Here is a 24,044-nt window from a genome sequence, read left to right on the forward strand (position 1 = left end):
CCCCCCCTCCCCCGTAAAAAATATGGGGGGGGTTTAAAAAACCGGGGTCCCCCAAAAAAACCCCCCCCCCCCCCCCACCCCCGGGGGGGCCCCCCCCCCCCCGGGGCCCCCACCCCTTTTCCCTTCCGGTCCGCTTCGATGCGCATGATCCGCGCGCCGACGGATATGTCCGGCAGATCGAGCTTCATCGCGAACGTGTCGTGCTGCACCGTGCCGTCCGCGGCATGCGGATGGCGATCAACGTCCGCGTCAGCGACTTCATCGGCGTCGCGCTGCGCGGCAACGACGAGGCCCAGACCCTCGTCCTCGTGCATCGCGATCCCTCGCTCTCCATTCCGCTGCTGGTCAGCGCCGATGGCGACGAACTCGTTGAGGCCTGGGCGATCTGGAGCGAGCTGTTCGCGCTTCCGCAGCTCGACGAAGGCGCACGCCAACCCGCGCCGCGGCGTCGCCGCGCCAACGCGATCCGCCACCGCCGTCCGAAATTTCTGATGCGCCGCCGCACCGGTGTCGCACGCGAGTTGTCGGTGCATCGCGACGAGCGCGAGATCATCGCGCGGAGTTAGGCCGCTCGCAGCACCGCGTCGGCCAGCAAACCCGCAAAGAGCAACAGCCCCGCATCGCGATTCGAGTAGAACAGGCGCTTGCAGAGATCGCCGTCGCTGATATTCAGCCGCGCGATCTGCGAGGCCAGATGCACGGCGAAGGCCCCAAGTCCGAGCCAGGCCGGCCAGCGCGCATCGCCCGACGCCAGCGCCACGCCGATCAGCAGCACCGCCAGGCCGTAGAACAGGATCAGCGCCTGGTGCGTATGCGCGCCGAACAGGCGCGCGGTGGACTTGATGCCGATCAGCGCATCATCCTCTGCGTCCTGATGCGCGTAGATCGTGTCGTAGCCGATCACCCAGGAAATCGCGCCGGCATAGAGCACGAGTGCGGTGACGTCGATGCGCCCGAAGGTGACGGCAAATCCCATCAGGGCGCCCCAGGAGAACGCAAGCCCGAGCACGATCTGCGGCCACCAGGTGATGCGCTTCATGAACGGGTAGATCGCGACGATCAGCAGTGAGGCAATGCCGGTCAGGATCGCGAAGCGGTTGAACTGCAGCAACACCACGAGCCCGATCAGCGCCTGCGCGACCATGAAGGCCAGCGCCTGCTTCGCGCTCACCTGGCCCGACGGCAGCGGTCGCGAGCGGGTGCGCTCGACCTTGTCGTCAAGATCACGGTCGGTGATGTCGTTCCAGGTACAGCCTGCCCCCCGCATCACGAAGGCGCCGATGAAGAACAGGACGATGGTGAGCGGCAGCCCGCGGACGTCATGCGCCATGCCGGCGGCGAGCGCCGCCGACCACCAGCACGGCATCAACAGGAGCCAGGAGCCGATCGGACGATCAAAGCGGGACAAGCGCAGATAAGGCCGCGCCCATTGCGGCGCACGCGTATCGACCCAGTTGCCGGTGGAATCGGCAACTCGGGCGGATGTGTCGCTCATCGCGTCAGGACGTTGCCGTTGAGTGTATCGAAGGTGCTGCCGCCCTTCTTGCCGGCATTGGCCTCGGGCGCCGAGCCCGAACCCAGCACTTCGCTCAGCGACGGACCGGCCGGTCCGCGCGGCTGGTTCTGCATCTGCTGCGCGACGTTGCAGACCTTCGCCGTCATGGCCTCGGTGTTCTTGTGGCCGTCCTTCATCTGCGCGCCGACCTGCGCCGGAATCCCGCATTTCGAGGCGTTGGCCTCGATGTACTTGATCATCTTGGTCTCAGCCTGGCTGAAGTTGCGGATCAGCTTGCAGGCCTCGTCAGGCGGAGCGTGACGGTCGCTCGCGGCCTTGATCAGCTTGCCGCGCTTTTCGGCATCCTCGCGCAGAGGCATGAAGGCCTTCATGCAGTCCTCGCCGGGACCGGCTTGCGTCGGCGGCGCCGCGCTGAAGGCGCCGGCGCCACCGACAGGCGCGGCGCCGTTCACGGGGAAGGACGATTGCGGCGCGCCGCCGACGGAGGCGACGGGCGCCGAGCCGTTCACGGGCGGAAACGCGGAACTTGTTGGAGCCTGGCCCGGCAGCGGCGCAGGGAAACCCTGCGCATAGGCACAAACGGCGCCCATCGTGACCATGGCGGCAGTGATCGGAACCATCAAATGACGGATCATCAAGGCAGTCTCTCCGGCAGGAGCTTGCGGGGTTCGGCGTCTTCCCAATTGAAGCGCAACCAGCGTGCTCGCGATTTTACGATTCCCGCCGGCCCTTAACAACCCGTTGAATAGGGCAGGAGCGCGGCGCGCCGACGCACCATTTTGGCAAAATTTACCCCGAAACTACTGCTTTCGGTTAAGAACGGCGGCAAATCGGACCTTTGAACCATGCCCTCCCACGATTTCCGCGGCCCCCGCCTGTTCGTCGATGCCCCCCTTGCCCAGGACGGCAGGGTCGAGCTCGACCGCGACCAGAGCAATTATCTCGGCAATGTGCTGCGGCTTGCCGCCGGGGCCGAAGTCTTGGCATTCAACGGCCGCGACGGCGAGTGGCAGGCCGCCATTGAAGGCCGCAAACGGCCGGACGGCCTCGTCATCCTCCAGCAGACCCGGCCGCAGGACCGGCTGCCCGACCTCTCTTACGTCTTCGCCCCGCTCAAGCACGCCCGGCTCGATTATATGGTGCAGAAGGCCATCGAGATGGGCGCTGCCTGCCTTCAGCCGGTGTTGACCCGGTTCACCCAGGCTTCCCGCGTCAATACCGAGCGGATGCGCGCCAATGTCGTCGAGGCTGCCGAGCAATGCGGCATTCTCAGCATCGCCACCGTTGCCGAGCCGGTGCCGCTGGAGCGCTTCCTGACCCAGCGCGCCGCCGGCAGGCTGCTCGTCTTCTGTGACGAGGCGGCGGAGCTCGAAAACCCCATTCAGAGCCTGCAAGGCGCAGGCGCGGCAGAGGGAATCGACGTGCTGATCGGCCCCGAAGGCGGCTTTGCCGGGGAAGAGCGGGCGCTGCTGCTGCGGCAGCCGAATATCCTGCGGCTGGCGCTGGGACCCCGGATCATGCGGGCCGACACGGCCGCGGTGGCCGCTCTGGCGCTGGTGCAGGCGGTGCTGGGCGATTGGCGTGGCAAAATGGCCTGATGCCGATATTGGCCGACCGTTAAGCGATTGATCCTTTGGAGGTCGAAACCGCTTTCGGGCCATGCTAAGGCCTGCGGCAATTCGCTCCCCTTGCTTGCCCTGCCCGGTTCCACCGGGACGATGGACCCCGACATGACCGCGACTGCCACCTCAAATGCTGCCGGCTCCGCCGCCTGGGCGGACACGCTGCTGCTGTCGTTCGCGCAGGCGGGCTATGTCAGGGCCGAGCCCGCGATCCTGCAGCCGGCCGAACCGTTCCTGGATCTCTCCGGCGAGGACATCCGCAAGAGCCTGTACCTGACCACGGACCTCTCCGGCGAGGAGCTGTGCCTGCGCCCGGACCTGACCATTCCGGTGGCCCGCGACTACCTCAGCTCTGGCCGTGCCGGCCAGCCGGCCGGGTTCAGTTATCTCGGCCCGGTGTTTCGCTACCGCAACGGCCAGAGCAACGAATTCCTGCAGGCCGGCATCGAATCGTTCGGCCGCCAGGACCGCGCCGCGGCCGATGCCGAGATGCTGGCGCTGGCGCTGGAGGCGACCGCCGCCTTCGGCGTCCGCGACGTCGAGATCCGCACCGGCGACGTAGCGCTGTTCAACGCGCTGCTCGACGCGCTCAACCTCTATCCGGTCTGGCGCCGCCGCCTGGTCAAGGATTTCAACCGCAAGATCAGCCTGGAGCAGGATCTGGAGCGGCTGGCAGCCGCGACGACCGCGACCCGCAGCGAATATGAGGGCGTGCTCGCGGCGCTCGCCGGCTCCGACCGCAAGGCGGCACTCGCTTTCGTCACCGATCTGATGTCGATCGCCGGCACCACCAATGTCGGCGGCCGCAGCACGGCCGAGATTGCCGACCGCTTCCTCGAGCAGTCGACACTGAAGGGCGGTGCGCTGCCGCGCGAGGCCATCGCCGTGCTCAAGCGTTTCCTGTCGATATCGGGTAACCCCGATGACGCCGTCGCCGAGCTGCGCGCGCTCACCAATGACGCGAAGCTCGACCTCAGTGCTGCGGTCGACCAGTTCGAAAGCCGGGTCGGCTTCATGGCCGCGCGCGGCATCGATGTGAAGGGAACGCGCTTTTCGACCGCGTTCGGACGCGGGCTCGACTACTACACCGGCTTCGAATTCGAGCTGCATCACCGCGGCAACGGGGCCGAGCCGCTGGTTGCCGGCGGCCGCTATGACGGGCTGATGACCCAGCTTGGATCGGCCGAGCCGATCCCTGCGGTCGGTTTCTCGGTCTGGGTGGATGCGCTGACCCGGATCGGCCGCAAGGTGGGAGCTTAAGTCATGAGCGCGCCATTCGTTCTGGCCGTTCCCTCCAAGGGCCGCCTGCAGGAAAACACCGAGGCCTTCTTCGCCCGCGCCGGGCTCAAGCTGTCGAAGGCGGGCGGCGCCCGCGACTATCGCGGCACGCTCGCGGGCCTCGACAATGTCGAGGTCGCCTATCTCTCGGCGAGCGAGATCGCCTCGCAGTTGTCCCGCGGCTCGGCGCATCTCGGCGTCACCGGGGAGGATCTGGTGCGCGAGACCATCGCGGACGCCGACAAGCGCGTCTCCCTGATCGAAGGCCTCGGCTTCGGCTATGCCGACGTCGTCGTCGCGGTGCCGCAGGCGTGGATCGACGTCCGCACCATGGCCGACCTCGACGACGTCACCACCGGTTTCCGCGAGCAGCATCACATGCGGATGCGGGTCGCGACCAAGTTCATCAACCTCACCCGCGCCTTCTTCCAGAGCCAAGGCATCACCGATTACCGCATCGTCGAAAGCACGGGCGCGACCGAAGGCGCGCCGGCCGCCGGCAGCGCCGAGTTGATCGTCGACATCACCACGACCGGCGCGACGCTCGCCGCCAACGGATTGCGGGTGCTCGACGACGGCGTGATCCTGCGCAGCCAGGCCAATCTGGTCGCCTCAAGGGACGCCGATTGGTCGCCGCAGGCGCGGGAGACCGCGCGAGTCATCCTCGATCACATCGCGGCGCGGGCGCGGGCCAACAAATACCGCGAAGTCCGCACCCGCTTCCGCCAGTGCGACGCGGCCATGCTCACCGAGGCCCACGAGCGCTTCGGCGTCGAAGCGCCGTTCGGCGGACCGACCTCGTCGGGCATGCTCACGCTGCACTGCCCGCCGGGCCAGCTCTATGCACTCGCGAGCTTCCTGCGCGGGCATGGCGCCGAGACCGTCTCGGTGGTTTCGCTGGATTACGTGTTCGACCGGGAGAACCCGCTGTTCGCCAGGCTCGAGGCGTTCCTGCGGCAGTGAGCCCAAAGTTTGTTGAGCAATTCCGTTCAGCGTAGCGACAGCAAACAGCAGCTACCATATGCTGTCGGGATGACCTTGCAAGAAAACCTGATCGCCTCTGGAACCTTGATCCATGACGCTGGGCTCTGACGTTTCCGGCATGACGACCACCGCGGCCAGCGCCGCCGCGAAGGGACTGTCGATTGTCGTCCCGCTCTACAACGAAGCGGCGGGCCTCGCCGCCCTGCACCAGCGCATCTGCGATCTCGCAAAGACCTTGCGGCAGCGCTATCGCCTGGCTTGCGAGATCGTTTATGTCGACGACGGCAGCGCGGACGCGACACTGTCGATCGCCCGCGCACTGCCGGCCGACGCGGTCGACGTCCAGGTGGTGTCGTTGTCGCGCAATTTCGGCAAGGAGGCCGCGCTGATGGCCGGCCTCGACCATGCCCGGCTCGGCGCGGTGCTGTTCATGGACGGCGACGGCCAGCATCCGCCGTCGCTGGTCGAGCGACTGGTGCGGCACTGGATCGAGGACGGCTACGACGTCGTCTATACCGCCAAGGCGCATCGCGATAACGAGCCGTTCCTGCGGCGGCTCGCCGGACGCGGCTTCTATGCGCTGATCAATTGGGGCGCGCGCCAGAAGATTCCGGAAGACGCCGGCGATTTCCGCCTGCTGTCGCCGCGCGCGGTCGCAGCACTGAGGCAGCTGCCCGAGCGCAACCGCTTCTTCAAGGGCCTCGCGAGCTGGATCGGCTTCCGCCAGATCCGCGTTGATTACGAACCGGCGCCGCGCACCCATGGCGTGACAACCTTCAGCGCCGCGCGCCTGCTTGGTCTTTCGATCGAAGGCGTCACCTCGTTCTCGGTGGCGCCGCTGCGCTTCGCCAGCCTGCTCGGCGTGATCCTCGCCGGCGGAGCGTTCCTGTTCGGTCTGTCGATCCTCTGGGAGGTCCTGACCACCGGCAAGCAGGTGCCCGGCTATCCCTCACTCGTGATCGGCCTGATGACGATCGGCGGCGTGCAGCTCATCATGATCGGCATCGTCGGCGAATATATCGGCAAGATCCTGTCCGAGCTGAAGGCGCGCCCGATCTACTTCGTCGCCGAGCACAGTGAAAAGCATTTCGAAACCGACAAGGCCCAGGATGCTTCAAGCCAGGACGCTTCAAGCCTGGACGCCTCGAAGAGGACGGCGGCCGAATGAGCGCGGCCGCGCCGCCACGGCGGATCTGGCTCTGCGCCGACGATTACGGCATCAGCCCGGGCGTCAATCGCGCCATCCGCGACCTGATCGAACGCGGCCGTCTCAACGCGACGTCGGTAATGATGGTGGGACCTGCGGTCGAGCGCAGCGAGATCGAGGCGCTCCAGGCGGCGGCGCAAGCGAGCCCGCGCTGCGCGATCGGATTGCACGTGACATTGTCGGCACCGTTCCGGCCGCTCACCATGCATTTCCGCCCGCTCGACGGCGACATGTTTCTCCCGTTTCCGAAGCTGCTCCGCGCCGGTCTTGCGCGAAGGCTCGACCGCGAGTTCTTTCGCAACGAGGTCAAGGCGCAGCTGGCAGCCTTCGCGAAAGCGTTCGGGCGCGCGCCTGACTTCGTCGACGGTCATCAGCATGTGCAGCTCTACCCGCAGGTGCGCGACGGCTTTGTCGACGCAGTCGCCGAAGCCGCGCCAAAAGCCTGGGTGCGCCAGGGCGGCCGCGACCTGCCCCTGATGCAGCGGCTGGCCTCGCCGAAAGCCATGGTGCTGGATATCCTCAGCGCGCAATTCCGCCGCCGTGCCGGCAGCGCGGGCCTCAGCTTCAATCCCGGTTTCGCCGGCGCCTATGATTTCACGCAAGCGGCCGATTTCGGCGCGCTGATGCGGCATTTCCTGGAAGGCCTGCCGGATGGCGGCCTCATCATGTGTCATCCCGGCTTCGTCGACGACATCCTCACCGGGCTCGACCCGATGACGGATGTCCGCGAACGCGAGCACGCCTATCTCGCCGGCAATGCCTTCGCGCGCCTGCTGACGGACAGCGGCGTCACGCTGGGGTGAACCGGTGGAAGTTTGCGAGAAAGCCGCCCGCGAGGCAGCTTGTCGCATACCGAAATTTAATCCTGCCGGCACTGTTGGGGCCACAATGGAACCCTACATCTGCCTCGCGCTTGTTTTGCGCAAGGGAGACTGACCATGACGCCGCAGGAACGCCAGCTCGTCGACGAGCTTTTCGATCGGCTTTCGAAACTGGAAAATGCACCGCGCGATCCCGACGCGATCGCCGCAATCTCCGACGGCCTGCGCAAGGCCCCCGGCGCTGTCTATGCGCTGGTTCAGACCACGCTGTTGCAGGACGAGGCGCTGAAGCGCGCCCACAACCGCATCCAGGAGTTGGAGGCGGGGCAGGCGCCCGAGCAGGCGCAGTCCGGCGGTTTCCTGGACACCATGCGCGACACGCTGTTCGGCGGGGGTCCATCGCGCGGCTCGGTTCCGAACGTACCGCCGCGTGACTCGCGGCCGGTCTGGAACAGCGGCCAGGCGATGCAGCAGCCTCAGCCCGGTTACGGCCAGCCGCCTTATGGGCAGGCATACGGTCAGGGTCCAAATCAGGGTCCAGGCCAGGGCTATGGCGCGCCGCCGGTCGGCGGTGGCGGCTCGTTCCTCGGCACGGCGGCGGCAGCCGCGGCCGGCGTCGTCGGCGGCTCGCTGCTGCTGTCCAGCATCCGCGGCATGATGGGCGGACCGCACCAGCAGGCTTTTGGCGACACCAATGCCCTGGGCGACCGCAGCGCTGGTGGAGGCCCCTGGAGCGGCGGCGACCAGTCCGGCGGATCGCTCGCGCGCGATGCCGGCCTCGACGACATCGGCTCGAACCGCGACCGCGGCGATGCGTCCCGCCAGGGCTTCGCCGACCACGCATCGAACGACGACCAGAATTACAACGATCAGAACGACAATGACGACAATGTCGACCTCGCCGACGACGGCGATTTCGGCGGCGGAGACGATGGCGGCAGCGATTACGCCTGACGCTTCTTACCCGTGCTCCAAACGAGAACGGCCGCCGATGAGGCGGCCGTTTTTGGTTCCGGGCACTATGCGCCTACATCACGACGACCTTGGTGCCGACGTTGACGCGGCCATAGAGATCGATGACGTCCTCGTTGCGCATGCGGATGCAGCCCGAGGAGACGTTGGTGCCGATGGTCCAGGGCTCGTTCGAACCGTGGATACGGTAGAGCGTCGAGCCGAGATACATCGCGCGCGCACCGAGCGGATTTTCCGGGCCGCCTTCCATATGCCTCGGCAGGTCGGGACGGCGCGCGATCATTTCCGCCGGCGGGGTCCACGCCGGCCATTCGCGCTTGGCCGTGATCGACTTCACACCGGACCAGGTGAAGCCGGGACGTCCGACGCCAATGCCGTAGCGCATCGCACGACCGCTGCCCTCGACCAGATAGAGGAACTTGTTCGGCGTATCGACCACGATCGTGCCGGCGCTTTCGTTGCCGCTATAGTCAACGAGTTGTTTCTCGAATCTCGGATCGAACTGACGCTGCCGCGGATCGACCGCCTCCTGCTGGAGACCTGCGCCCTGTGTCTGCGGCTCGCCCATCGGCGGCAGGCGACGCTGGTCATAATAACCAGGCTGCTGTTGGTACACCGGCTGCTGCGGAGCGTAGGCCGGACCGCGGCCGGGCCCGTCGCCGAAGATGAACTCGATGAAGCCGCCGCCCATGTTCGAATTGGAGGCGACACGCACCGGCGCAGGCGGCACCTGCGGCTGGTACAGCACCGCGGGCGGATCGTTCGGCACGCTATTGTCGAAGGCGCTGGCGCTGTTGACGCCGGCAATGAAGGTGCAAGCGCTGCCAAGCAGCGCGACAGACATTTTCTTGAACATCGACGTACTCTGTACTGTTTCGTCTAGATCACATGCGTCGTGGCGAGGTGATGGCTGATCCGCACCCGCGACGTGGTCAATAAAGAGCAAAAGGCGTTTTGTTTGGTAAACGGAAACGCCATTTCGATTCACCACGTCGTCGGCAGCGGTGCAATTTGGCGATCAGCGTTTATTTTCGATGAACGCCGCGCACGCATGGTTAATCGCCCGTTTGCAAGCCGTCGCGCACAACCGCACGACAGTTCCGGCTGTGAACTTCGTGTTAAATCGCTTCTGCCTACAAAGACGCGTGAGTGAGGTGGGGGGAGTTCTTGATGGCTATTCACCGCAAACGTTTTCGTGTCGAAGAGGCTATTGTCGGCGAGATGCCAAGCCCCGAAATGATTGAGGAGGCTGCGCCGATGCATAGCGAGATCATGGCCGAGTTGCGTGCGATCCGTGCACAGATGGCGAAGGGCACCGTGCCCTTGTCCGGCAGCGCCGCCATGGCGGCGATCGACGCCTCCACCGCCCATGAGCTCTCCGAAGCCCGTACCATGCTCGATACTTACCGGGCGCAGATCGAGCAGTGCGAGAAGCTGAAGGTCGAGCTCGACCTCATCCACGACGCCATCGACCGCACCAAGCGCGAGATCGCGACACTGCATGGCAAGAGCTTCGACGGCGGCGAAATGGCCAAGGTCAATGGCGAGCTCGGCGCGGTCGTCGGCGGCACCGAACAGGCGACCCAGCAGATCCTCGAAGCCGCCGAGTCGATCGACCAGGCGGCCAGCGCGATGGCCAAGGTGCAATCGGCCGATCAGCAGAAGCGGCTCGCCGACGATATCCAGGAACGCGTCATCTCGATCTTCGAAGCCTGCAACTTCCAGGACCTGACCGGCCAGCGCATCAGCAAGGTCATGAGCACGATGAAGTTCATCGAGCAGCACATCAATTCCATGATGGAAATCTGGGGCGGTGTCGACGCGATCAAGTCCCACGTCGTGCCGCAGGTCGACACCCGCAGCGACGACGACAAGCTTCTCAACGGCCCGAAGCTCGCCGGCGACGTCGGCCACGCCTCGCAGGACGACATCGACGCGCTGTTCGACTGAGCGGACGCGACGCTACGGAAAACAAAACGCCGGCGAGAGCCGGCGTTTTTTTGTTTTGGACGTCATTGCGAGCGAAGCGAAGCAATCCAGATTGTGTCCGCGGAGGCAGCCTGGATTGCTTCGTCGCTTCGCTTCTCGCAATGACGAGTGGCTAGGCCGGCGCCGCGATCACGCCCTCGGCGCGCAGCGGACGTAGACCATGTTGCCGTAGCGGGTGGCGGCGTCCTTGTCGATGAAGCGGGTGATGAGGACGCGACCGTCGAAGGAGACGATCTCGCGGTCCTGCTCGCCGGGCGTCGGACCCGCCGGCCCGATATAATTCTTGCCGCTGGGCGACCCCTTCAGCCGCAGCTCCTGCGGTGTTGCCTGGTCCGCCAGATGCATGATCACGCCGCCGGAGGAGCCGGCGGTGATCACGTAAGGATTTTTGCATTGGGCCCGGGCGGCAGCCTCGGTGCGGGCGCGGTCGGCCGGGTTCTGGAACGAGGCGAGGCCCCAGCGCCCAACGATCTCGTCGGCGCGGATCGACGCGGGCATTTCCGGACCGGTGCCGGGCTCGGCCTCGGGGGGCGGTGAGGACGAAGAAAAGGACGGCAGGCTCATGCCGCCGCCGCAGGCGCCAAGCAGCAGCGCCAGGCAAGAAGCCGCCGCCAGATTGGCGACCGTGCGCGCGTGAGCTGAACTGATCATGGCATTCCCCCGGACAAAACCATGGCCGCACCCCTTCCGCAGCCAAGCGCAAAACCGCTGCCGGAGCAATGACGTCCTTTAATACGCCGGCGCCCCGAACAAGTTTCCAATGTCACCATCCTATATCCGTCTCACCAATCGCTTAACCACCTTTGCTTGACAGGATCGCGGCCAAGCCATATTCCCGGACGCACCATTAGCACTCTGAAAGATGGATTGCTAACGCGCGCCGATCGATCCTCGGGAAGGGTGGACGGAAGCGCCGCCCGCCCACTTTCACTCCTTCCGAAGCGAGCCTCCAAAGGGAAACGTCATGACTAAATCCAAATTTCGTCCGCTGCATGACCGTGTCGTGGTCAAACGTATCGACGCCGAGTCAAAGACCAAGGGCGGCATCATCATTCCGGACACGGCCAAGGAAAAGCCGTCCCAGGGCGAAGTCGTCGCCGTCGGCCCCGGTGGCCGCGACGAGGCCGGCAAGCTGATCCCGATCGACCTCAAGGTCGGCGACCGTGTGCTGTTTGGCAAGTGGTCGGGCACCGAGGTCAAGATCGACAACGATGAGCTCCTGATCATGAAGGAGTCGGACATCATGGGTGTGATGGCCTAAGGCCAGACGCCTGAACGGCCGCTGAATGCATGCCCGGGTCACTCGATCCGGGCATGCATCATTCCGCCGGGTTCGATCGCAGATCCCGGAATGAGGCGACCCAATAAACAAGACACATCACGAAAATAGAAGAGGAATTGCAGACCATGGCTGCCAAAGACGTCAAGTTTTCCGGAGACGCGCGCGATCGCATGCTGCGCGGCGTCGACATTCTCGCCAACGCCGTCAAGGTGACGCTCGGCCCGAAGGGCCGCAACGTGCTCATCGAGAAGTCGTTCGGCGCGCCCCGTATCACCAAGGACGGCGTCACCGTCGCCAAGGAGATCGAGCTCGAGGACAAGTTCGAGAACATGGGCGCCCAGATGGTGCGTGAGGTCGCCTCCAAGACCAACGACCTCGCCGGCGACGGCACCACGACCGCGACCGTGCTGGCCCAGTCCATCGTGCGCGAAGGCGCCAAGTCGGTTGCCGCCGGCATGAACCCGATGGACCTCAAGCGCGGCATCGACATCGCGGTCGCGGCCGTCGTCAAGGACATCGAGAAGCGCGCCAAGCCGGTCGCCGCCTCCTCCGAGGTCGCCCAGGTCGGCACCATCTCGGCCAACGGCGATGCCGCCATCGGCAAAATGATCGCGCAGGCGATGCAGAAGGTCGGCAACGAGGGCGTCATCACCGTCGAGGAGAACAAGTCGCTCGACACCGAGGTGGACATCGTCGAGGGCATGAAGTTCGACCGCGGCTATCTCAGCCCCTACTTCGTGACCAACCCCGAGAAGATGACCGCCGAGCTCGAGGACGCCTACATCCTCCTGCACGAGAAGAAGCTGTCCGGCCTGCAGGCCATGCTGCCGGTGCTTGAAGCCGTGGTGCAGTCGGGCAAGCCGCTCGTCATCATCGCCGAGGACGTCGAGGGCGAGGCGCTGGCCACCCTGGTCGTCAACCGCCTCCGTGGCGGCCTGAAGGTCGCCGCCGTCAAGGCGCCGGGCTTCGGCGACCGCCGCAAGGCCATGCTCGAGGACCTCGCGATCCTCACCGGCGGCCAGCTGATCTCCGAAGACCTCGGCATGAAGCTCGAGAACGTCACGGTGAAGATGCTTGGGCGCGCGGGCAAGGTGGTGATCGACAAGGAGAACACCACAATCGTCAAGGGCGCCGGCAAGAAGCCGGAGATCGAGGCCCGCGTCGGCCAGATCAAGGCCCAGATCGAGGAGACCACCTCGGATTACGACCGTGAGAAGCTCCAGGAGCGTCTCGCCAAGCTCGCAGGCGGCGTCGCGGTGATCCGCGTCGGCGGCGCCACCGAGATCGAGGTCAAGGAGAAGAAGGACCGCGTCGAGGATGCGCTCAACGCCACCCGCGCCGCGGTGCAGGAAGGCATCGTCCCCGGCGGCGGCGTCGCGTTGCTCCGCGCCAAGAAGGCGGTCGGCCGTCTGACCAATGCCAATGCCGACGTCCAGGCCGGCATCAACATCGTGCTGAAGGCGCTGGAAGCCCCGATCCGCCAGATCTCCGAGAACGCGGGCGTGGAAGGCTCGATCGTCGTCGGCAAGATCCTGGAGAACAAGTCCGAGACCTTCGGCTTCGACGCCCAGACCGAGGAGTATGTCGACATGGTCGAGAAGGGCATCATCGACCCCGCCAAGGTGGTGCGCACCGCGCTCCAGGACGCCGCCTCGATCGCCGGCCTGCTGGTGACCACCGAGGCCATGGTTGCGGAGTCGCCGAAGAAGGACGCCGCGCCCGGCATGCCGGGCGGTGGCGGTATGGGCGGCTTCTAAAGCCGTCCGTTCCATTGCAGTGTTGCGAAGGCCGCCTCCGGGCGGCCTTCTTTTTTGGCAATCGTGCCCCGTGCTTTCCAATTCAACCGGCGGCCAAAACCCACTACGGTGACGCCCGATTCGAATTGTTTGGGCATGATCTGATCGGAAAACCGCTCCACATTTTTCCGGATCATGCCCCATTGCCTCAGGGATTTCCTCGATGCGCGCGCTTGTGTTTTGCTCCACGGCCGTTCTGGCGGCTCTGCTTGCAGTTTCGCCTGAGGTCGCATCCGCCCAGATGAAGCTGTCGCCGAAGGCCACGGCGCCCGGCGGCGTCGAGACGCGCTATTTCACCTCGATCGACGGGCTGATGGACGGCAATGCCGACGTGATCCTGAAGGAGACACGCCAGGGCAAGACCGTCACCGCAGCCGTGCTCGACGTCTGTTATCCCGTCGCGAAGAATTCCGACCGCAAGGACCGCTTCGTCGTCAATCTCCAGGTCGCCGGCCAGAACCTGACGGGTACGACGCAGAGCCTCGGCGCGAAGGCGCCGGTCACCGTCAAACTGCTGCGCAAACAGGCCGGAGACACCTTCGAATTCCGCGGCCAGATCAGCATCGGCCAGGCCGTGACCGAGGTCACCTCACCCGACAATTCCGATCTCAGCGAGAAGGAATTCCTCGACAACCAGACCTCCGACGACGGCATCACGCCGCAGCCGAAGGATTTCACCGACGTCTCGCCGGAAGCGATCGCGGTCAAGGTCAAGCTGGATGCCGCGACCGAGTTCCTCAAGAGCCTGAAGGGCCAGGACGTCGAGGTGACGCTGGCGAGCCTCACCGTCGGGTGCGACGCGCTGCGCGCGGGCGAGCAGACCATCAACATGTCGGTCGATCCGGAGCGCGCCAGCGCGCTGCTGGCAAAATTCAAGGCGACGCCCGGCGTCACCGCCGCGGGCTGGACCGCGGGCATGACCGAGATGGACCGCACCATCCGCATTGCCGCCGCCGATTGGCGCGAGGGCGACAAGATCAACCGCGACAAGCTCGCGGCCGCGGTGGCCGGCGTGCTGAGCAGGACGCTGGCGGCAAAGCCGGTCTCACAAGGCTTCAACCCGGCGACCGGCAAGCTCAAGCTGGTGTTCAAGCGGCCGAACCAGGATTTTCCGGCGCTCGAGCTCACCGACACGATCGAGGTCGCGGGCCTCGTCTCGCCCGACAAGCCCGGCACGACCGACAAGCTCATGCTCTGGGTCGGGAATCCCGTGACCACGACCACCGACGAGAGCAGCGGTGCCAAGCTCAATCTCTCGGACGAAGCGACCGCCGACGAGGAAGGCGATCAGCCCGACGACAACGGTTCGGTCGAGGCGCTCGCGAAGGAGCTGAAAGGCCAGCGCTGGGACGCCGACAAGTCGGTGTGGAAGTAGCTCGCTGAACTATCGTGCCCCGGACGCAGTGCGGCACGTCAGTGATGCGCTGCTGAGCCGGGGCCCAGAAGCCGCGCACGAGATCGACGATAGATAACTGGGTCCCGGCTCTGCGCAGCAGCGTTGCACGCTGCAGCGCGTCCGGGACGCGAGAGATCTAATTCCCGTTGACGCGGAAGCGCAGCGGCTTGGGGCCGACGAGCGTGAGCACGTCGCCCTGGCGCTTCCAAGTCTCGACGCTGCCCAGCGCTGCAACGAGATCGTCGTCGGCCTGGGCCCGCGCCGGCGGGCAGGAGCGGTCCTGGATCTGGCCGGGCACGAAGATCACGGTGTTGCCGGCGACCGAGAACTGGCCCTGGCCACCCTTGCACCAGAGCTCCAGCACGACCTCGCCATTGTCGCCGATCTCGATGTTTGGAATCCGCTTCGAGCCCGGCTGCGGCAGCGCCTCCAGCGTCATCTCGGTGCCGAACGGAAAACCGTCCTCCGCACGCGCGAGCGTGGACATCGCCAGCATTGCAACCGCCGCGCACACCGTCTGCCTGAACGAAACCATGAGACCTCTCGACCGACCTGATTTGCGGCACCTTCTATAAGACGGCGGCGCCGTTGAGAAGGTTCGCCCATGCACGACGCAAAAATCCCCGCGAGGACCAACCTCGCGGGGATTTGGCTTGAAGCCGGCGTGGCCTGCTACTTCAGCACCATCGCCGTGAAGGGCCAGACATAGGCCTGCAACGTCACGAACACGCCGACCAACGAGGCCAGCACGATCGAGTGCCAGAACACGAAGCGCAGGATCGTGCCCTCATGGCCGTACCAGTTGGTCGCGGTCGAGGCGACCACGATCGACTGCGCGTCGATCATCTTGCCCATCACACCGCCGGACGAGTTCGCCGCAGCCATCAGGATCGGCGACAGGCCGAGTTGCTCCGAGGTGATCTTCTGCAGGTTGCCGAACAGCACGTTGGAGGCAGTGTCCGATCCCGTCAGGGCCACGCCCAACCAGCCGAGCAGCGTGCCGAAGAAGGGGTAGAGCACGCCGGTTGCGGCGAAGGCGAGGCCGAGCGTCGCGTCGACGCCGGAGAGCCGCGTCAGCGTACCGATCGCGAGCATCGCCGAGATCGTGATCAGCGAGATCGCGCACAGCCGGATGGTACGCCCGTATTCCGTCAAGAGCCGGCCAGGACCGACGCCCATCAGGAAGCCTGAGATGATCGCCGCAATCAGCATGCCCGTGCCGGTGAAAGAGAGATAGGTGAAGCCGAACACCGCGCTCTCTTTCGTCGGCCCTGGCGCGACCGGCGGCATCTTGTTGATCATCTGATGCAGCTCGGGAACGGGATAGTTCCAGGTGAAGATCGAATTCGCCCAGGTCTTGAATCCACCATTGCCCCAGATCAGCATCACGATACAGACGATGATCCACGGCAGCAGCGCGCTGAACAGCTCGCTCTGCGTCAGCGGCGTCTTGTCCATCGGTTTTGCCGCAGCCATGGTGGCGGCCGATTCATCGCGGCCGCGCAGCGCGGGGGACAGCCAGAGCTGCCTCGGCTGCCAGACCTTCAGGAACAGGATCAGCGCGCCCATCGAGATCAGCGATGCGCCGATGTCGACGATCCAGGGATTGATGAAGTTCGAGATTAAGAATTGCGGGACCGCGAACGACACGCCGGTGACCAGGATCGCCGGCCAGACATCCTTCATGCCCTTCCAGCCCGCGAACGCCCACACCACCCAGAACGGCACGATCAGCGAGAAGAACGGCAATTGCCGGCCGACCATCGCGCCGAGGATGTAAGGATCAAGCCCGGTGACCGAGGCCAGGCCCTGGATCGGCGTGCCCAGCGCGCCATAGGCGACCGGCGCGGTGTTGGCGATCAGCGACAGGCCGCTTGCTGCAAGCGGCGAGAAGCCGAGGCCGATCAGGACGGCGCCCGTGATCGCGACCGGCGTGCCGAAGCCCGAGGCACCCTCGAAGAACGCGCCGAACGAGAACGCGATCAGCAGCAATTGCAGCCGCCGGTCCTCGGTGACGCCGCCGACCGCGCGCTTGAGCAATTCGAAGCGTCCGGTGCTCACCGTCACCTGGTAGAGGAAGATGACGTTGAGAACGATCCAGCCGATCGGGAAGAAGCCGGTGACGATGCCCAGCACCGAGGCGCGGATCGACATGTTCGCCGGCATGGTGAAGACGAAGATCGTGATCAAATTGGCCACGATCACGGCGATGACCGCCGCAATATGAGCCTGGACGCGACCGCTCGCGATCAGGACCAGCAATGTGACGACAGGGACTGCCGCCGCGATCGTCGACAGCACGGGGCTGTGCAACGGGTCATAAACTTGATTCCACATGATCTTCCTCCCCCACGCATGTGTGCTGCAGGCGGCCCGCGTGGACAGCCGATCCTGCTTGACGCTGAAGCGATAACCCCCGAGCCGGACGCGAATTCCTCGCGAATGCAGCGGTTCCCGCCCGCTCACAAGCTCGCGAAATCCCGGAGGCCCCCACCCCGCGCCGATGAGCTCCATGCTAGGGTTGCAAGCTGCGACAAGCCAACGCAAATTGCAGCACTTGCGACTTTAGTCTAAGCGTGCCGATTTCCGCCATCGTCCCAGGTCTTTGGCGCGGGCAGTTGTGCACATCCCCTCAGGAGACAGAGCTCTGTGAAGAACATCAGCGCCACGCTCGCGATCGTCTGGCGAATCGCCGCCCCGTATTTCCGGTCGGAGGACAAATGGGCCGGCCGCGGCCTGCTCGCCGCGGTCATCGCAATGGAGCTGGCGCTGGTCGCGATCGACGTCCTGGTCAACCAATGGCAGAACCGGTTCTACAGCTCGCTGCAGGCAAGCGACTGGGATAGCTTCGTCAGGGAGATCTGGATCTTCATCGGCCTCGCCTCCGCCTTCATCGCGCTGGCGGTCTACAAGCTGTATCTGAACCAGTGGCTGCAGATCCGCTGGCGGCAATGGCTGACCCGGCACTATCTGGGCGAATGGCTGCAAGGCGCCACCCACTACCGCATGCAGCTCAAGGGCGATGCGGCCGACAACCCGGACCAGCGCATCACCGAGGACGTCAAGAACTTCGTCGAGCAGACCCTGACCATCGGGCTCGGCCTGCTCTCGTCGATCGTGACGCTGTTCTCCTTCGTGATCATCCTCTGGGGGCTTTCCAACGCCGCGCCGTTGCACCTGTTCGGCGCCGACCTCATGATCCCCGGATATCTCTGCTGGGGCGCGTTGGTCTACGCGATCTTCGGCACGGCGCTGACGCACTGGATCGGTGCCCCGCTGGTCAATCTCAATTTCGAGCAGCAGCGCTTCGAGGCCGACTTCCGCTTCAACCTCGTCCGCGTCCGCGAGAATTCCGAGCAGATCGCGCTGCTCAAGGGCGAAGGCGCCGAGCGCGGCCGCCTGCTGGATCGCTTCGGCTTCGTGATCGGCAATTGGTACGCCATTATGAGCCGTACCAAGCGCCTCACCGCGTTCACCGCGAGCTATCAGCAGGCCGCCGTGATCTTTCCCTACGTGCTGGTGGCGCCGGCCTTCTTCGCCAAGAAGATCCAGCTTGGCGACATGATGCAAACCGCTTCCGCCTTCTCGAGCGTACAGGGCGCATTGTCGTTCTTCGTCACGGCGTACCGATCGCTGGCGGAATGGCGCTCGATCGTCGCCCGCCTCGACGGCTTCGAGATGTCGGTCGATGCGGCCGCGCACCTGCCGCCGCACGAGCCTGCGATTGCCCTCAAGGCCGCCGGCGGCAATCGCAATATCGCCCTCGAACAGCTCTGCGTGAACCTGCCGAGCGGCACGCCGCTGGTCGCCGCCGATGCCTTCTCCGTCCAGACGCCGGAGCGCGTGCTGGTGACCGGACCGTCCGGCTCCGGCAAGTCGACGCTGTTCCGGGCCATCGCCGGCATCTGGCCGTTCGGCACCGGCACCATCTTCGTCCCGGAAAAGGCGAAGCTGATGATGCTGCCCCAGCGCCCCTATTTCCCGGTCGGCGTGCTGCGCGACGCGGTGGTCTATCCGGCCGCGCCGGGCGCGTTCGAAACCTCACGCGTCAGGGATGCGCTGATCGCGGTCGGGTTGCCCGACCTCGCCGAGCGGCTTGAGGAGGAGGGTCATTGGAACCGGATGCTGTCGCTCGGCGAGCAGCAGCGCCTCGGGCTCGCCCGCGCGCTGCTGCATGCACCGGACTATCTGTTCCTGGACGAGGCCACGGCCTCGCTGGACGAGCCGTCCGAGGCCCGCCTGTACCGGCTGCTGGCGGAGAAGCTGCCACAGGCCACCCTCGTCTCGATCGGCCACCGCTCGACGCTGGAAGCCTTCCATACCCGCAAGGTGACGATGGTGAAGCACGGCGCGATCCACGTCCTCGGTGACGGTGGTGTGCCGGTCGAGAAGGAGCCGAGCGCGGCACGCTGAGACGGCTCGACCAAGCCCTGAGGCTATCGCCCTTCGTTGCGGCCATGCTTCGAGACGCCCGCCCTTGGCGGGCCCTCAGGATGAGGTCTGTCCTCGCGGTGAAAACCGTGCCCCCTCATGGTGAGGAGCCCGCCGGAAGGCGGACGTCTCGAACCATGCAGGCCCTCAGCCTGCGCCCCAAAAGTCCCAAAGCAAAAGGGCGGCAGGTTGCCCTGCCGCCCTCATCAAGTCGCTTCGGGAAGAAGCTTACTTCAGGTTGCTCATCGCCGTCAGGTCGAACGACAGCTTGGCAATGCCGGCCGCGCCGCACCAGTTGGATCCAGCGCCGCCCGGATTGATCGCGGTGACGTTGGTGGTGCCGGTGGCGTTGAAGGCGCTGGTGAAGGCGTTGCAATCACCCTTGTTCAGGTCGGTGTCGGAGTAACGCAGGTCCAGCGTGAACACCTTGTAGGTGAAGCCGATGCCGATGTTCCAGGTGTTGTAGTCCTTGTAGGGGATACCGTTGGCGAAAACGGTGCCGACGCCGGTGCCGTAGAAGGCGTCCGAAGTTCCGAACCACTGCCGGCCGAACTCACCCGACACGTACATGCCCATGCCGGAGGGACCGAAGGCCGTGCTGGGCGCCGTGTATTTGGCGGTCAACGAAGCGTAGTTGCCCCAAGCACCCGAGTTCAGGAAGTTCGGCGAGTAGTACTCGGTCGCGCCGACCGTGAAGCTGTCGTTGATGGTGTAGTTCACCTTGCCGTAGACTTCGACGAAGCTGACGTCCTTCTTCATGACGTTGCCGTCGGCGAGGAAGATCGTGGTCGTGCTGACGCCGCAGACGTTGCCGCCGGGAATGCCGCCGGTGAGCACGTTGTCGGCGCAGCTGCCGCCCGGATACAGGTAGCCCCAGACACCGATGTCGAACGCGAAGGCGCCGAAGGTCGGGCGGATACCGCCGTAGATGTCGACTTCAGCAGCGGCGCGATTGGCGAAGGAGATGCTCTCGGCGGACACGCCGACGTAGAGCTGGAGGTCCTTGTTGACGTTGTAGCGCGGCTCGAAATAGGCCGCGACCGACGCTTTGTGGTTCGACTGCGTGACGCCGCGGAAGATGTAGTCGCTCATGATGGCGCCGCCGAAGGCGATATCCCAGGGATCGAACGCAACCACCGGGGCCTTCTTAGCCTTCACCGCCATGTCTGCCGCGAAAGCCGAGCCCGTCACCATTGCCAGCGCCGTTGCCAACAAAGCCACTTTTTTCATTTCGATCCCCATCACCAGTTCTATGACCCCAGCCGGATCCCGGAAGCCCCCGGAACGCACGACCTGATTGCAAATTTCGTAACTGCGGCAATCTGGATGGAGTGGCGCAAACCGAGAAGCAAAAAACGCGGGCATCTGCCGACTTTTTGGGCGTTCTGACGATTCCACGGCAGGTTGTCAGCCTGTGTGTCTTCTCGAACACATTATTTGCAATCCAAAGTGCACTGGGAGGCCCGGGTTAGTACGGGTCCTGCGGCACCGTGCTGCCCGCGCCACGAATCAGGTTGCTTCCGGACAAGACCATCCTCCGCGCGCCGTCGCGCGATGCAAAAAGGCCGCAGCATCACCGCTGCGGCCTTCCTGTTGTCGATCATGGTCGTCGGATTGGACCCAGCCCTTTGGCCTAACCTTGGGCCTGAACCTTGGGCCTGAACCTTGGGCCTGAACCTTGGGCCTGAACCTTGGGCCTAACCTTGTCCTTCGGCCGGCGTCGAGTCCGCAGAAGACGAAGGCATCGCCCAGCTTGTCTCGGCGGCGGGCTCAGGAGCCGGAGCTGCCGGCGTTGACGGCTTCGGCGCGGGAGCTGCCTTCGCCTTCTTCGGCGCCGCTTTCTTCGCAGCCTTCTTGGCGGCCTTCTTGGGCGCAGCCTGCTTAGCGGCCTTCTTGGCCGCCTTCTTCGGCGCGGCCTTCTTCGCAGATTTCTTTGTAGCCTTCTTGGCAGACTTCTTCGCAGACTTCTTGGCTGCCTTCTTTGCGGTCTTCTTCGCCGCTACTGCCTTCTTGGCCTTTTTGGCCTTCTTGCTTTTTTTCTTCTTCGCTTTCGCCATCGTGGTCCTCCTGTTGCCGCCGAACAATGGTCGATCGGGTGTCTTCAGCCGTCACCTCCGGACGAAAGCTCAGCCCTCGAAAGCTCGGTCTTCGAAAGCTCAGTCTTGCGCGTTCAATGCCGGCCGCGACCCGCCCGTAGCCCAATCGAGAAGCTCAATCGTGTGTACGACCGGAACTGACGTGCCACTGGCAATCTGCACCATGCAGCCGATATTGCCTGTGGCAATCATGTCCGGCTTGACGCTCGCGATGTTGGCGACCTTGCGATCACGCAACCGGCCCGCAAGCTCGGGCTGGAGAATGTTGTAAGTCCCCGCCGAACCGCAACACAAATGGCTCTCGGGCACATCTTTCACCACGAATCCGTTATTGGAAAGCAATTCTTTCGGAAGGCCCGTGATTTTCTGCCCGTGCTGCAACGAACACGCCGAGTGATAGGCGACGACGATGTTGTCCTGTCGCGCCGTGGCCGCGAGTCCAAGGCCGGCGACATATTCAGTGATGTCCTTGGCGAGCGCAGAGACCTTCGCCGCATCGGCGGCAAGCGCAGCGTCCTCGCGCAGAAGGTAGCCGTAGTCCTTGATCACGGTGCCGCAGCCGGACGCGGTCACCAGGATGGCGTCGAGCCCCTCGCCGGCCGCTTCCGCGCGCCACGCCGCGACATTGGCGCGAGCCCGCGCCAATGCGTCCTGGTCGTTGCCGAGGTGATGGGTCAGCGCGCCGCAGCACTGCTCGTCCCTGACCAGGACGACCTCGATGCCGTGGCGCGTGAGGAAACTGATGGCAGCCTGGTTGATGCGCGGCGCCAGCACCTGTTGGGCACAGCCCTGGAGCAGCGCGATCCGGCCGCGCTTCTTGCCGAGAGCCGCGAACACACTGCCGGCGGCGGGCCCCGGCGGCGGCAGCCGGCTCGGCGCCAGCGCCAACATCGCCTTCAGGCGCAGGATCAGGCCGGGCGTCGCCGACGGCCGGGGCGTCGGCAGGAACGCGGCCAGCGGGCGGGCCAGCCGCGCCAGCACCATGCTGGCGCGGAAACGCTGCGGGTCCGGCAGGACGAAGGCCAGCACCCGGCGCAGCAGCCGCTCGGCCAGCGGCCGCTCGTAACGCTGCTCGATCCTGACCCGGGCCTGATCGACCAGATGCATGTAATTCACCCCCGAGGGGCAGGTCGTCATGCAAGCCAAGCACGACAGGCAGCGGTCGACATGTTTGACCACTTCGGCGGTCGGCGTCTGGTCCTTCTCCAGCATCTCCTTGATCAGATAGATGCGGCCGCGCGGGCTATCGAGCTCGTCGCCAAGCAGCACATAGGTCGGGCAGGTTGCGGTGCAGAAGCCGCAATGGACGCAGGCGCGCAGGATCTTGTCGGCTTCCGCGATGTCGGGATCGGCGAGCTGCGCGAGTGAGAATTCGGTCTTCATGCCGCAACGCCCCGCGACAGCCGGCCCCGGTTGAGGATGGTCTTCGGATCGAAGCTGGCGCGGACCCGCTCGCTCAAGGCGGCAAGGCCAGGGGCTTGGGGGTGGAATACATCGATCGTGCGCCTGATGTCCTCGGCCGCCCGGATCAGCGTAGCGTGCCCGCCGGCCGCATTTGCACGTTCGCGCACGGCCGCGGCATGCGCGTCCGGCTTCGGTGGCAACGCCGCCCAGATCAGTCCACCACCCCAATCGTAGATCAATTCGCCGCCGGTCTCGCGCGCCAGCAGCGTCCCGAGCGCCGCGCCCGACGCCGGCGGACAGACGATCCGCCAGACTGGCCACGCCCCCAGCGCGCCGTCAGCCGCGAACGGCAGGACGTCGCGGATCGTGGTCCACAGCGCCGCTGACACCGTGTCCTCGACGAGAGTTGCGGTTCCGAACGGCGCCAGCAATTCGCGCAGCGAGCCGGCACGGTGAGCGGCCGAGGCGGTAATGCCCTCGAGCCGCAGCACGGTCAGCGCCTCGCTTTGGCCTGCGATATCGCCGAGACCTTCGATCTTGGTCCGGAACGCCGATGTCGGCAGATGCGCGGCCCCGGAGACGTCGAAGGGCGAGCCGAGCGCCGCCGTCATCGCCTTGTTCGCGGCGGCATCGTCGAGCCCGCGCAGCAACAGCGTCCGCTCCGCCTCCGGCTTCGGCATCACCTTCAGCGTGACCTCGGTCATGATCGACAGCGTGCCCCAGGAACCCGCGAGAAGCTTACAGAGGTCGTAGCCCGTGACGTTCTTCACCACCTTGCCGCCGGTCTTGAAGCTGTCGCCGAAACCGGAGACAGCATGCGCCCCAAGCAGATGGTCGCGCGCCCCGCCCGCCTTGATCCGGCGCGGACCGGCCAGGCCAGCCGCGATCATGCCGCCGATGGTGCCGAGCGCGGGCGTGCCGAGCAGCGGCGCGGTGTTCATCGGCTCGAAGGCGAATTGCTGGTTCTTGGCATCGATCAGCGACAGCACGTCGGCCAGCGGCGCCCCGGCCTGGAGCGTGACAATGAGTTCGTTGGGCTCATAGGCGGTGATGGCATTCAGCGCGGAGACGTCGAGCACGGCGTTGGTCGCCATCGCATGACCGATGGCACGCTTGGACCCATGGCCGATGATCTCGAGCGGCTGCTCATTGGCAATCGCCGCGCGCACCACCTCTTCGACGTCTTTGGCGTCTCGTACCTTGAGCGTATCCACGCCTGTAGCGGGTACCGAAGTTTGCAGCGAAAATCA

Annotated in this window: 23 protein-coding genes; 12 read left to right on the forward strand and 11 right to left on the reverse strand. The window is 65.3% G+C overall.

The features are described from left to right. Positions 1–20 precede the first annotated feature (20 nt). Entirely contained in the window at positions 21–566 is a 546-nt protein-coding gene (locus AC0L30_RS15635) for a DUF6101 family protein (protein WP_473404690.1), read from the forward strand. Here AC0L30_RS15635 and ubiA read toward each other — a convergent pair. Together ubiA and AC0L30_RS15645 are read right to left on the reverse strand one after the other, a co-directional pair. Further along, on the reverse strand, positions 563–1,495 hold the full coding sequence (gene ubiA, locus AC0L30_RS15640) for a 4-hydroxybenzoate octaprenyltransferase (RefSeq protein WP_219685363.1): 933 nt from the start codon (positions 1,493–1,495) through the stop codon (positions 563–565). The two genes, AC0L30_RS15635 and ubiA, sit on opposite strands and share 4 nt — an antisense overlap. Further along, positions 1,492–2,151 (reverse strand): hypothetical protein, encoded by a 660-nt coding sequence (locus AC0L30_RS15645; protein ID WP_007596938.1) that lies wholly within the window; start codon positions 2,149–2,151, stop codon positions 1,492–1,494. Before AC0L30_RS15645 ends, ubiA begins: the two co-directional genes overlap by 4 nt. Positions 2,152–2,361: 210 nt before the next feature. On the opposite strand from AC0L30_RS15645, the gene AC0L30_RS15650 reads away from it, so the two are divergent. The 6 genes from AC0L30_RS15650 to AC0L30_RS15675 all read left to right on the forward strand — a co-directional run bounded on the left by AC0L30_RS15650 (position 2,362) and on the right by AC0L30_RS15675 (position 8,382). Next, on the forward strand, positions 2,362–3,114 hold the full coding sequence (locus AC0L30_RS15650) for a 16S rRNA (uracil(1498)-N(3))-methyltransferase (protein ID WP_354201626.1): 753 nt from the start codon (positions 2,362–2,364) through the stop codon (positions 3,112–3,114). Positions 3,115–3,246: 132 nt separating this feature from the next. Next, positions 3,247–4,398: an ATP phosphoribosyltransferase regulatory subunit gene (locus tag AC0L30_RS15655; protein WP_007596942.1), complete on the forward strand. Its 1,152-nt coding sequence runs from the start codon at positions 3,247–3,249 to the stop codon at positions 4,396–4,398. A 3-nt stretch (positions 4,399–4,401) separates the two neighbouring features. Further along, positions 4,402–5,379: an ATP phosphoribosyltransferase gene (gene hisG / locus AC0L30_RS15660; protein WP_473404661.1), complete on the forward strand. Its 978-nt coding sequence runs from the start codon at positions 4,402–4,404 to the stop codon at positions 5,377–5,379. A 112-nt stretch (positions 5,380–5,491) separates the two neighbouring features. Further along, on the forward strand, positions 5,492–6,568 hold the full coding sequence (locus tag AC0L30_RS15665; protein ID WP_473366919.1) for a glycosyltransferase family 2 protein: 1,077 nt from the start codon (positions 5,492–5,494) through the stop codon (positions 6,566–6,568). Next, positions 6,565–7,410 carry a ChbG/HpnK family deacetylase gene (locus AC0L30_RS15670; RefSeq protein WP_473366920.1) on the forward strand — a complete coding sequence of 282 codons (846 nt, stop codon included), beginning with the start codon at positions 6,565–6,567 and terminating at the stop codon, positions 7,408–7,410. Before AC0L30_RS15665 ends, AC0L30_RS15670 begins: the two co-directional genes overlap by 4 nt. Positions 7,411–7,545: 135 nt before the next feature. Then, the gene (locus AC0L30_RS15675) at positions 7,546–8,382 is read left to right on the forward strand and encodes a DUF2076 domain-containing protein (RefSeq protein ID WP_219685365.1); all 837 of its coding nucleotides are present in this window, start codon (positions 7,546–7,548) and stop codon (positions 8,380–8,382) included. Between the two features lie 73 nt (positions 8,383–8,455). Here the strand turns inward: AC0L30_RS15675 and AC0L30_RS15680 are convergent, their stop codons facing one another. Next, positions 8,456–9,256, reverse strand: coding sequence for a L,D-transpeptidase (locus AC0L30_RS15680; protein WP_007596951.1), 801 nt, complete (start codon positions 9,254–9,256; stop codon positions 8,456–8,458). A gap of 314 nt (positions 9,257–9,570) precedes the next feature. On the opposite strand from AC0L30_RS15680, the gene AC0L30_RS15685 reads away from it, so the two are divergent. After that, a complete protein-coding gene (locus tag AC0L30_RS15685) occupies positions 9,571–10,350 on the forward strand; it encodes a protein phosphatase CheZ (RefSeq protein ID WP_007596952.1) in 780 nt (259 codons plus the stop codon). A gap of 168 nt (positions 10,351–10,518) precedes the next feature. Here the strand turns inward: AC0L30_RS15685 and AC0L30_RS15690 are convergent, their stop codons facing one another. Beyond that, the gene (locus AC0L30_RS15690) at positions 10,519–11,040 is read right to left on the reverse strand and encodes a hypothetical protein (RefSeq protein WP_007596953.1); all 522 of its coding nucleotides are present in this window, start codon (positions 11,038–11,040) and stop codon (positions 10,519–10,521) included. Positions 11,041–11,353: 313 nt separating this feature from the next. Between AC0L30_RS15690 and AC0L30_RS15695 the strand changes: the two genes are divergently transcribed. Together AC0L30_RS15695 and groL are read left to right on the forward strand one after the other, a co-directional pair. Then, positions 11,354–11,650 carry a co-chaperone GroES gene (locus tag AC0L30_RS15695; protein WP_007596954.1) on the forward strand — a complete coding sequence of 99 codons (297 nt, stop codon included), beginning with the start codon at positions 11,354–11,356 and terminating at the stop codon, positions 11,648–11,650. A 146-nt stretch (positions 11,651–11,796) separates the two neighbouring features. After that, entirely contained in the window at positions 11,797–13,428 is a 1,632-nt protein-coding gene (gene groL / locus AC0L30_RS15700) for a chaperonin GroEL (RefSeq protein WP_007596955.1), read from the forward strand. Here groL and AC0L30_RS15705 read toward each other — a convergent pair. Then, positions 13,425–13,604, reverse strand: coding sequence for a hypothetical protein (locus tag AC0L30_RS15705; RefSeq protein ID WP_354168628.1), 180 nt, complete (start codon positions 13,602–13,604; stop codon positions 13,425–13,427). The genes groL and AC0L30_RS15705 overlap by 4 nt on opposite strands. Before the next feature lie 26 nt (positions 13,605–13,630). On the opposite strand from AC0L30_RS15705, the gene AC0L30_RS15710 reads away from it, so the two are divergent. Then, positions 13,631–14,842: a hypothetical protein gene (locus AC0L30_RS15710; RefSeq protein WP_473366921.1), complete on the forward strand. Its 1,212-nt coding sequence runs from the start codon at positions 13,631–13,633 to the stop codon at positions 14,840–14,842. 157 nt (positions 14,843–14,999) lie between these two features. Here the strand turns inward: AC0L30_RS15710 and AC0L30_RS15715 are convergent, their stop codons facing one another. Next, positions 15,000–15,398 carry an META domain-containing protein gene (locus AC0L30_RS15715; RefSeq protein ID WP_007596957.1) on the reverse strand — a complete coding sequence of 133 codons (399 nt, stop codon included), beginning with the start codon at positions 15,396–15,398 and terminating at the stop codon, positions 15,000–15,002. 137 nt (positions 15,399–15,535) lie between these two features. Then, positions 15,536–17,200 (reverse strand): L-lactate permease, encoded by a 1,665-nt coding sequence (locus tag AC0L30_RS15720; protein ID WP_354201632.1) that lies wholly within the window; start codon positions 17,198–17,200, stop codon positions 15,536–15,538. Between the two features lie 312 nt (positions 17,201–17,512). Between AC0L30_RS15720 and AC0L30_RS15725 the strand changes: the two genes are divergently transcribed. After that, positions 17,513–19,276 (forward strand): ABC transporter ATP-binding protein/permease, encoded by a 1,764-nt coding sequence (locus tag AC0L30_RS15725; protein ID WP_219685367.1) that lies wholly within the window; start codon positions 17,513–17,515, stop codon positions 19,274–19,276. A 246-nt stretch (positions 19,277–19,522) separates the two neighbouring features. On the opposite strand, the gene AC0L30_RS15730 is transcribed toward AC0L30_RS15725, so the two are convergent. The 4 genes from AC0L30_RS15730 to AC0L30_RS15745 form a co-directional block, all read right to left on the reverse strand. Next, positions 19,523–20,524 (reverse strand): TorF family putative porin, encoded by a 1,002-nt coding sequence (locus AC0L30_RS15730; RefSeq protein WP_007596962.1) that lies wholly within the window; start codon positions 20,522–20,524, stop codon positions 19,523–19,525. 467 nt (positions 20,525–20,991) lie between these two features. Beyond that, positions 20,992–21,351 carry a hypothetical protein gene (locus tag AC0L30_RS15735; protein ID WP_007596963.1) on the reverse strand — a complete coding sequence of 120 codons (360 nt, stop codon included), beginning with the start codon at positions 21,349–21,351 and terminating at the stop codon, positions 20,992–20,994. 99 nt (positions 21,352–21,450) lie between these two features. After that, positions 21,451–22,773: a glycolate oxidase subunit GlcF gene (gene glcF / locus AC0L30_RS15740; RefSeq protein WP_473404662.1), complete on the reverse strand. Its 1,323-nt coding sequence runs from the start codon at positions 22,771–22,773 to the stop codon at positions 21,451–21,453. Then, a complete protein-coding gene (locus tag AC0L30_RS15745; protein ID WP_473404663.1) occupies positions 22,770–24,008 on the reverse strand; it encodes an FAD-binding protein in 1,239 nt (412 codons plus the stop codon). The genes glcF and AC0L30_RS15745 overlap by 4 nt, the downstream gene beginning before the upstream one ends. Positions 24,009–24,044: the final 36 nt, after the last annotated feature.

The organism is Bradyrhizobium sp. MI1.11 (assembly GCF_055811255.1).

What these genes read in the sequence shown, in the direction of transcription:
- AC0L30_RS15680 (WP_007596951.1), bottom strand. Translation starts at nt 9,256, where the DNA reads ATGTTCAAGAAAATGTCTGTCGCGCTGCTTGGCAGCGCTTGCACCTTC.
- AC0L30_RS15705 (WP_354168628.1), bottom strand. Translation starts at nt 13,604, where the DNA reads ATGATCCGGAAAAATGTGGAGCGGTTTTCCGATCAGATCATGCCCAAA.
- AC0L30_RS15710 (WP_473366921.1), top strand. Translation starts at nt 13,631, where the DNA reads ATGCGCGCGCTTGTGTTTTGCTCCACGGCCGTTCTGGCGGCTCTGCTT.
- AC0L30_RS15735 (WP_007596963.1), bottom strand. Translation starts at nt 21,351, where the DNA reads ATGGCGAAAGCGAAGAAGAAAAAAAGCAAGAAGGCCAAAAAGGCCAAG.
- glcF (WP_473404662.1), bottom strand. Translation starts at nt 22,773, where the DNA reads ATGAAGACCGAATTCTCACTCGCGCAGCTCGCCGATCCCGACATCGCG.
- AC0L30_RS15675 (WP_219685365.1), top strand. Translation starts at nt 7,546, where the DNA reads ATGACGCCGCAGGAACGCCAGCTCGTCGACGAGCTTTTCGATCGGCTT.
- AC0L30_RS15695 (WP_007596954.1), top strand. Translation starts at nt 11,354, where the DNA reads ATGACTAAATCCAAATTTCGTCCGCTGCATGACCGTGTCGTGGTCAAA.
- AC0L30_RS15655 (WP_007596942.1), top strand. Translation starts at nt 3,247, where the DNA reads ATGACCGCGACTGCCACCTCAAATGCTGCCGGCTCCGCCGCCTGGGCG.
- AC0L30_RS15665 (WP_473366919.1), top strand. Translation starts at nt 5,492, where the DNA reads ATGACGCTGGGCTCTGACGTTTCCGGCATGACGACCACCGCGGCCAGC.
- AC0L30_RS15670 (WP_473366920.1), top strand. Translation starts at nt 6,565, where the DNA reads ATGAGCGCGGCCGCGCCGCCACGGCGGATCTGGCTCTGCGCCGACGAT.
- AC0L30_RS15730 (WP_007596962.1), bottom strand. Translation starts at nt 20,524, where the DNA reads ATGAAAAAAGTGGCTTTGTTGGCAACGGCGCTGGCAATGGTGACGGGC.
- AC0L30_RS15685 (WP_007596952.1), top strand. Translation starts at nt 9,571, where the DNA reads ATGGCTATTCACCGCAAACGTTTTCGTGTCGAAGAGGCTATTGTCGGC.
- AC0L30_RS15690 (WP_007596953.1), bottom strand. Translation starts at nt 11,040, where the DNA reads ATGATCAGTTCAGCTCACGCGCGCACGGTCGCCAATCTGGCGGCGGCT.
- hisG (WP_473404661.1), top strand. Translation starts at nt 4,402, where the DNA reads ATGAGCGCGCCATTCGTTCTGGCCGTTCCCTCCAAGGGCCGCCTGCAG.
- AC0L30_RS15650 (WP_354201626.1), top strand. Translation starts at nt 2,362, where the DNA reads ATGCCCTCCCACGATTTCCGCGGCCCCCGCCTGTTCGTCGATGCCCCC.
- AC0L30_RS15645 (WP_007596938.1), bottom strand. Translation starts at nt 2,151, where the DNA reads ATGATCCGTCATTTGATGGTTCCGATCACTGCCGCCATGGTCACGATG.
- AC0L30_RS15715 (WP_007596957.1), bottom strand. Translation starts at nt 15,398, where the DNA reads ATGGTTTCGTTCAGGCAGACGGTGTGCGCGGCGGTTGCAATGCTGGCG.
- groL (WP_007596955.1), top strand. Translation starts at nt 11,797, where the DNA reads ATGGCTGCCAAAGACGTCAAGTTTTCCGGAGACGCGCGCGATCGCATG.
- AC0L30_RS15720 (WP_354201632.1), bottom strand. Translation starts at nt 17,200, where the DNA reads ATGTGGAATCAAGTTTATGACCCGTTGCACAGCCCCGTGCTGTCGACG.
- ubiA (WP_219685363.1), bottom strand. Translation starts at nt 1,495, where the DNA reads ATGAGCGACACATCCGCCCGAGTTGCCGATTCCACCGGCAACTGGGTC.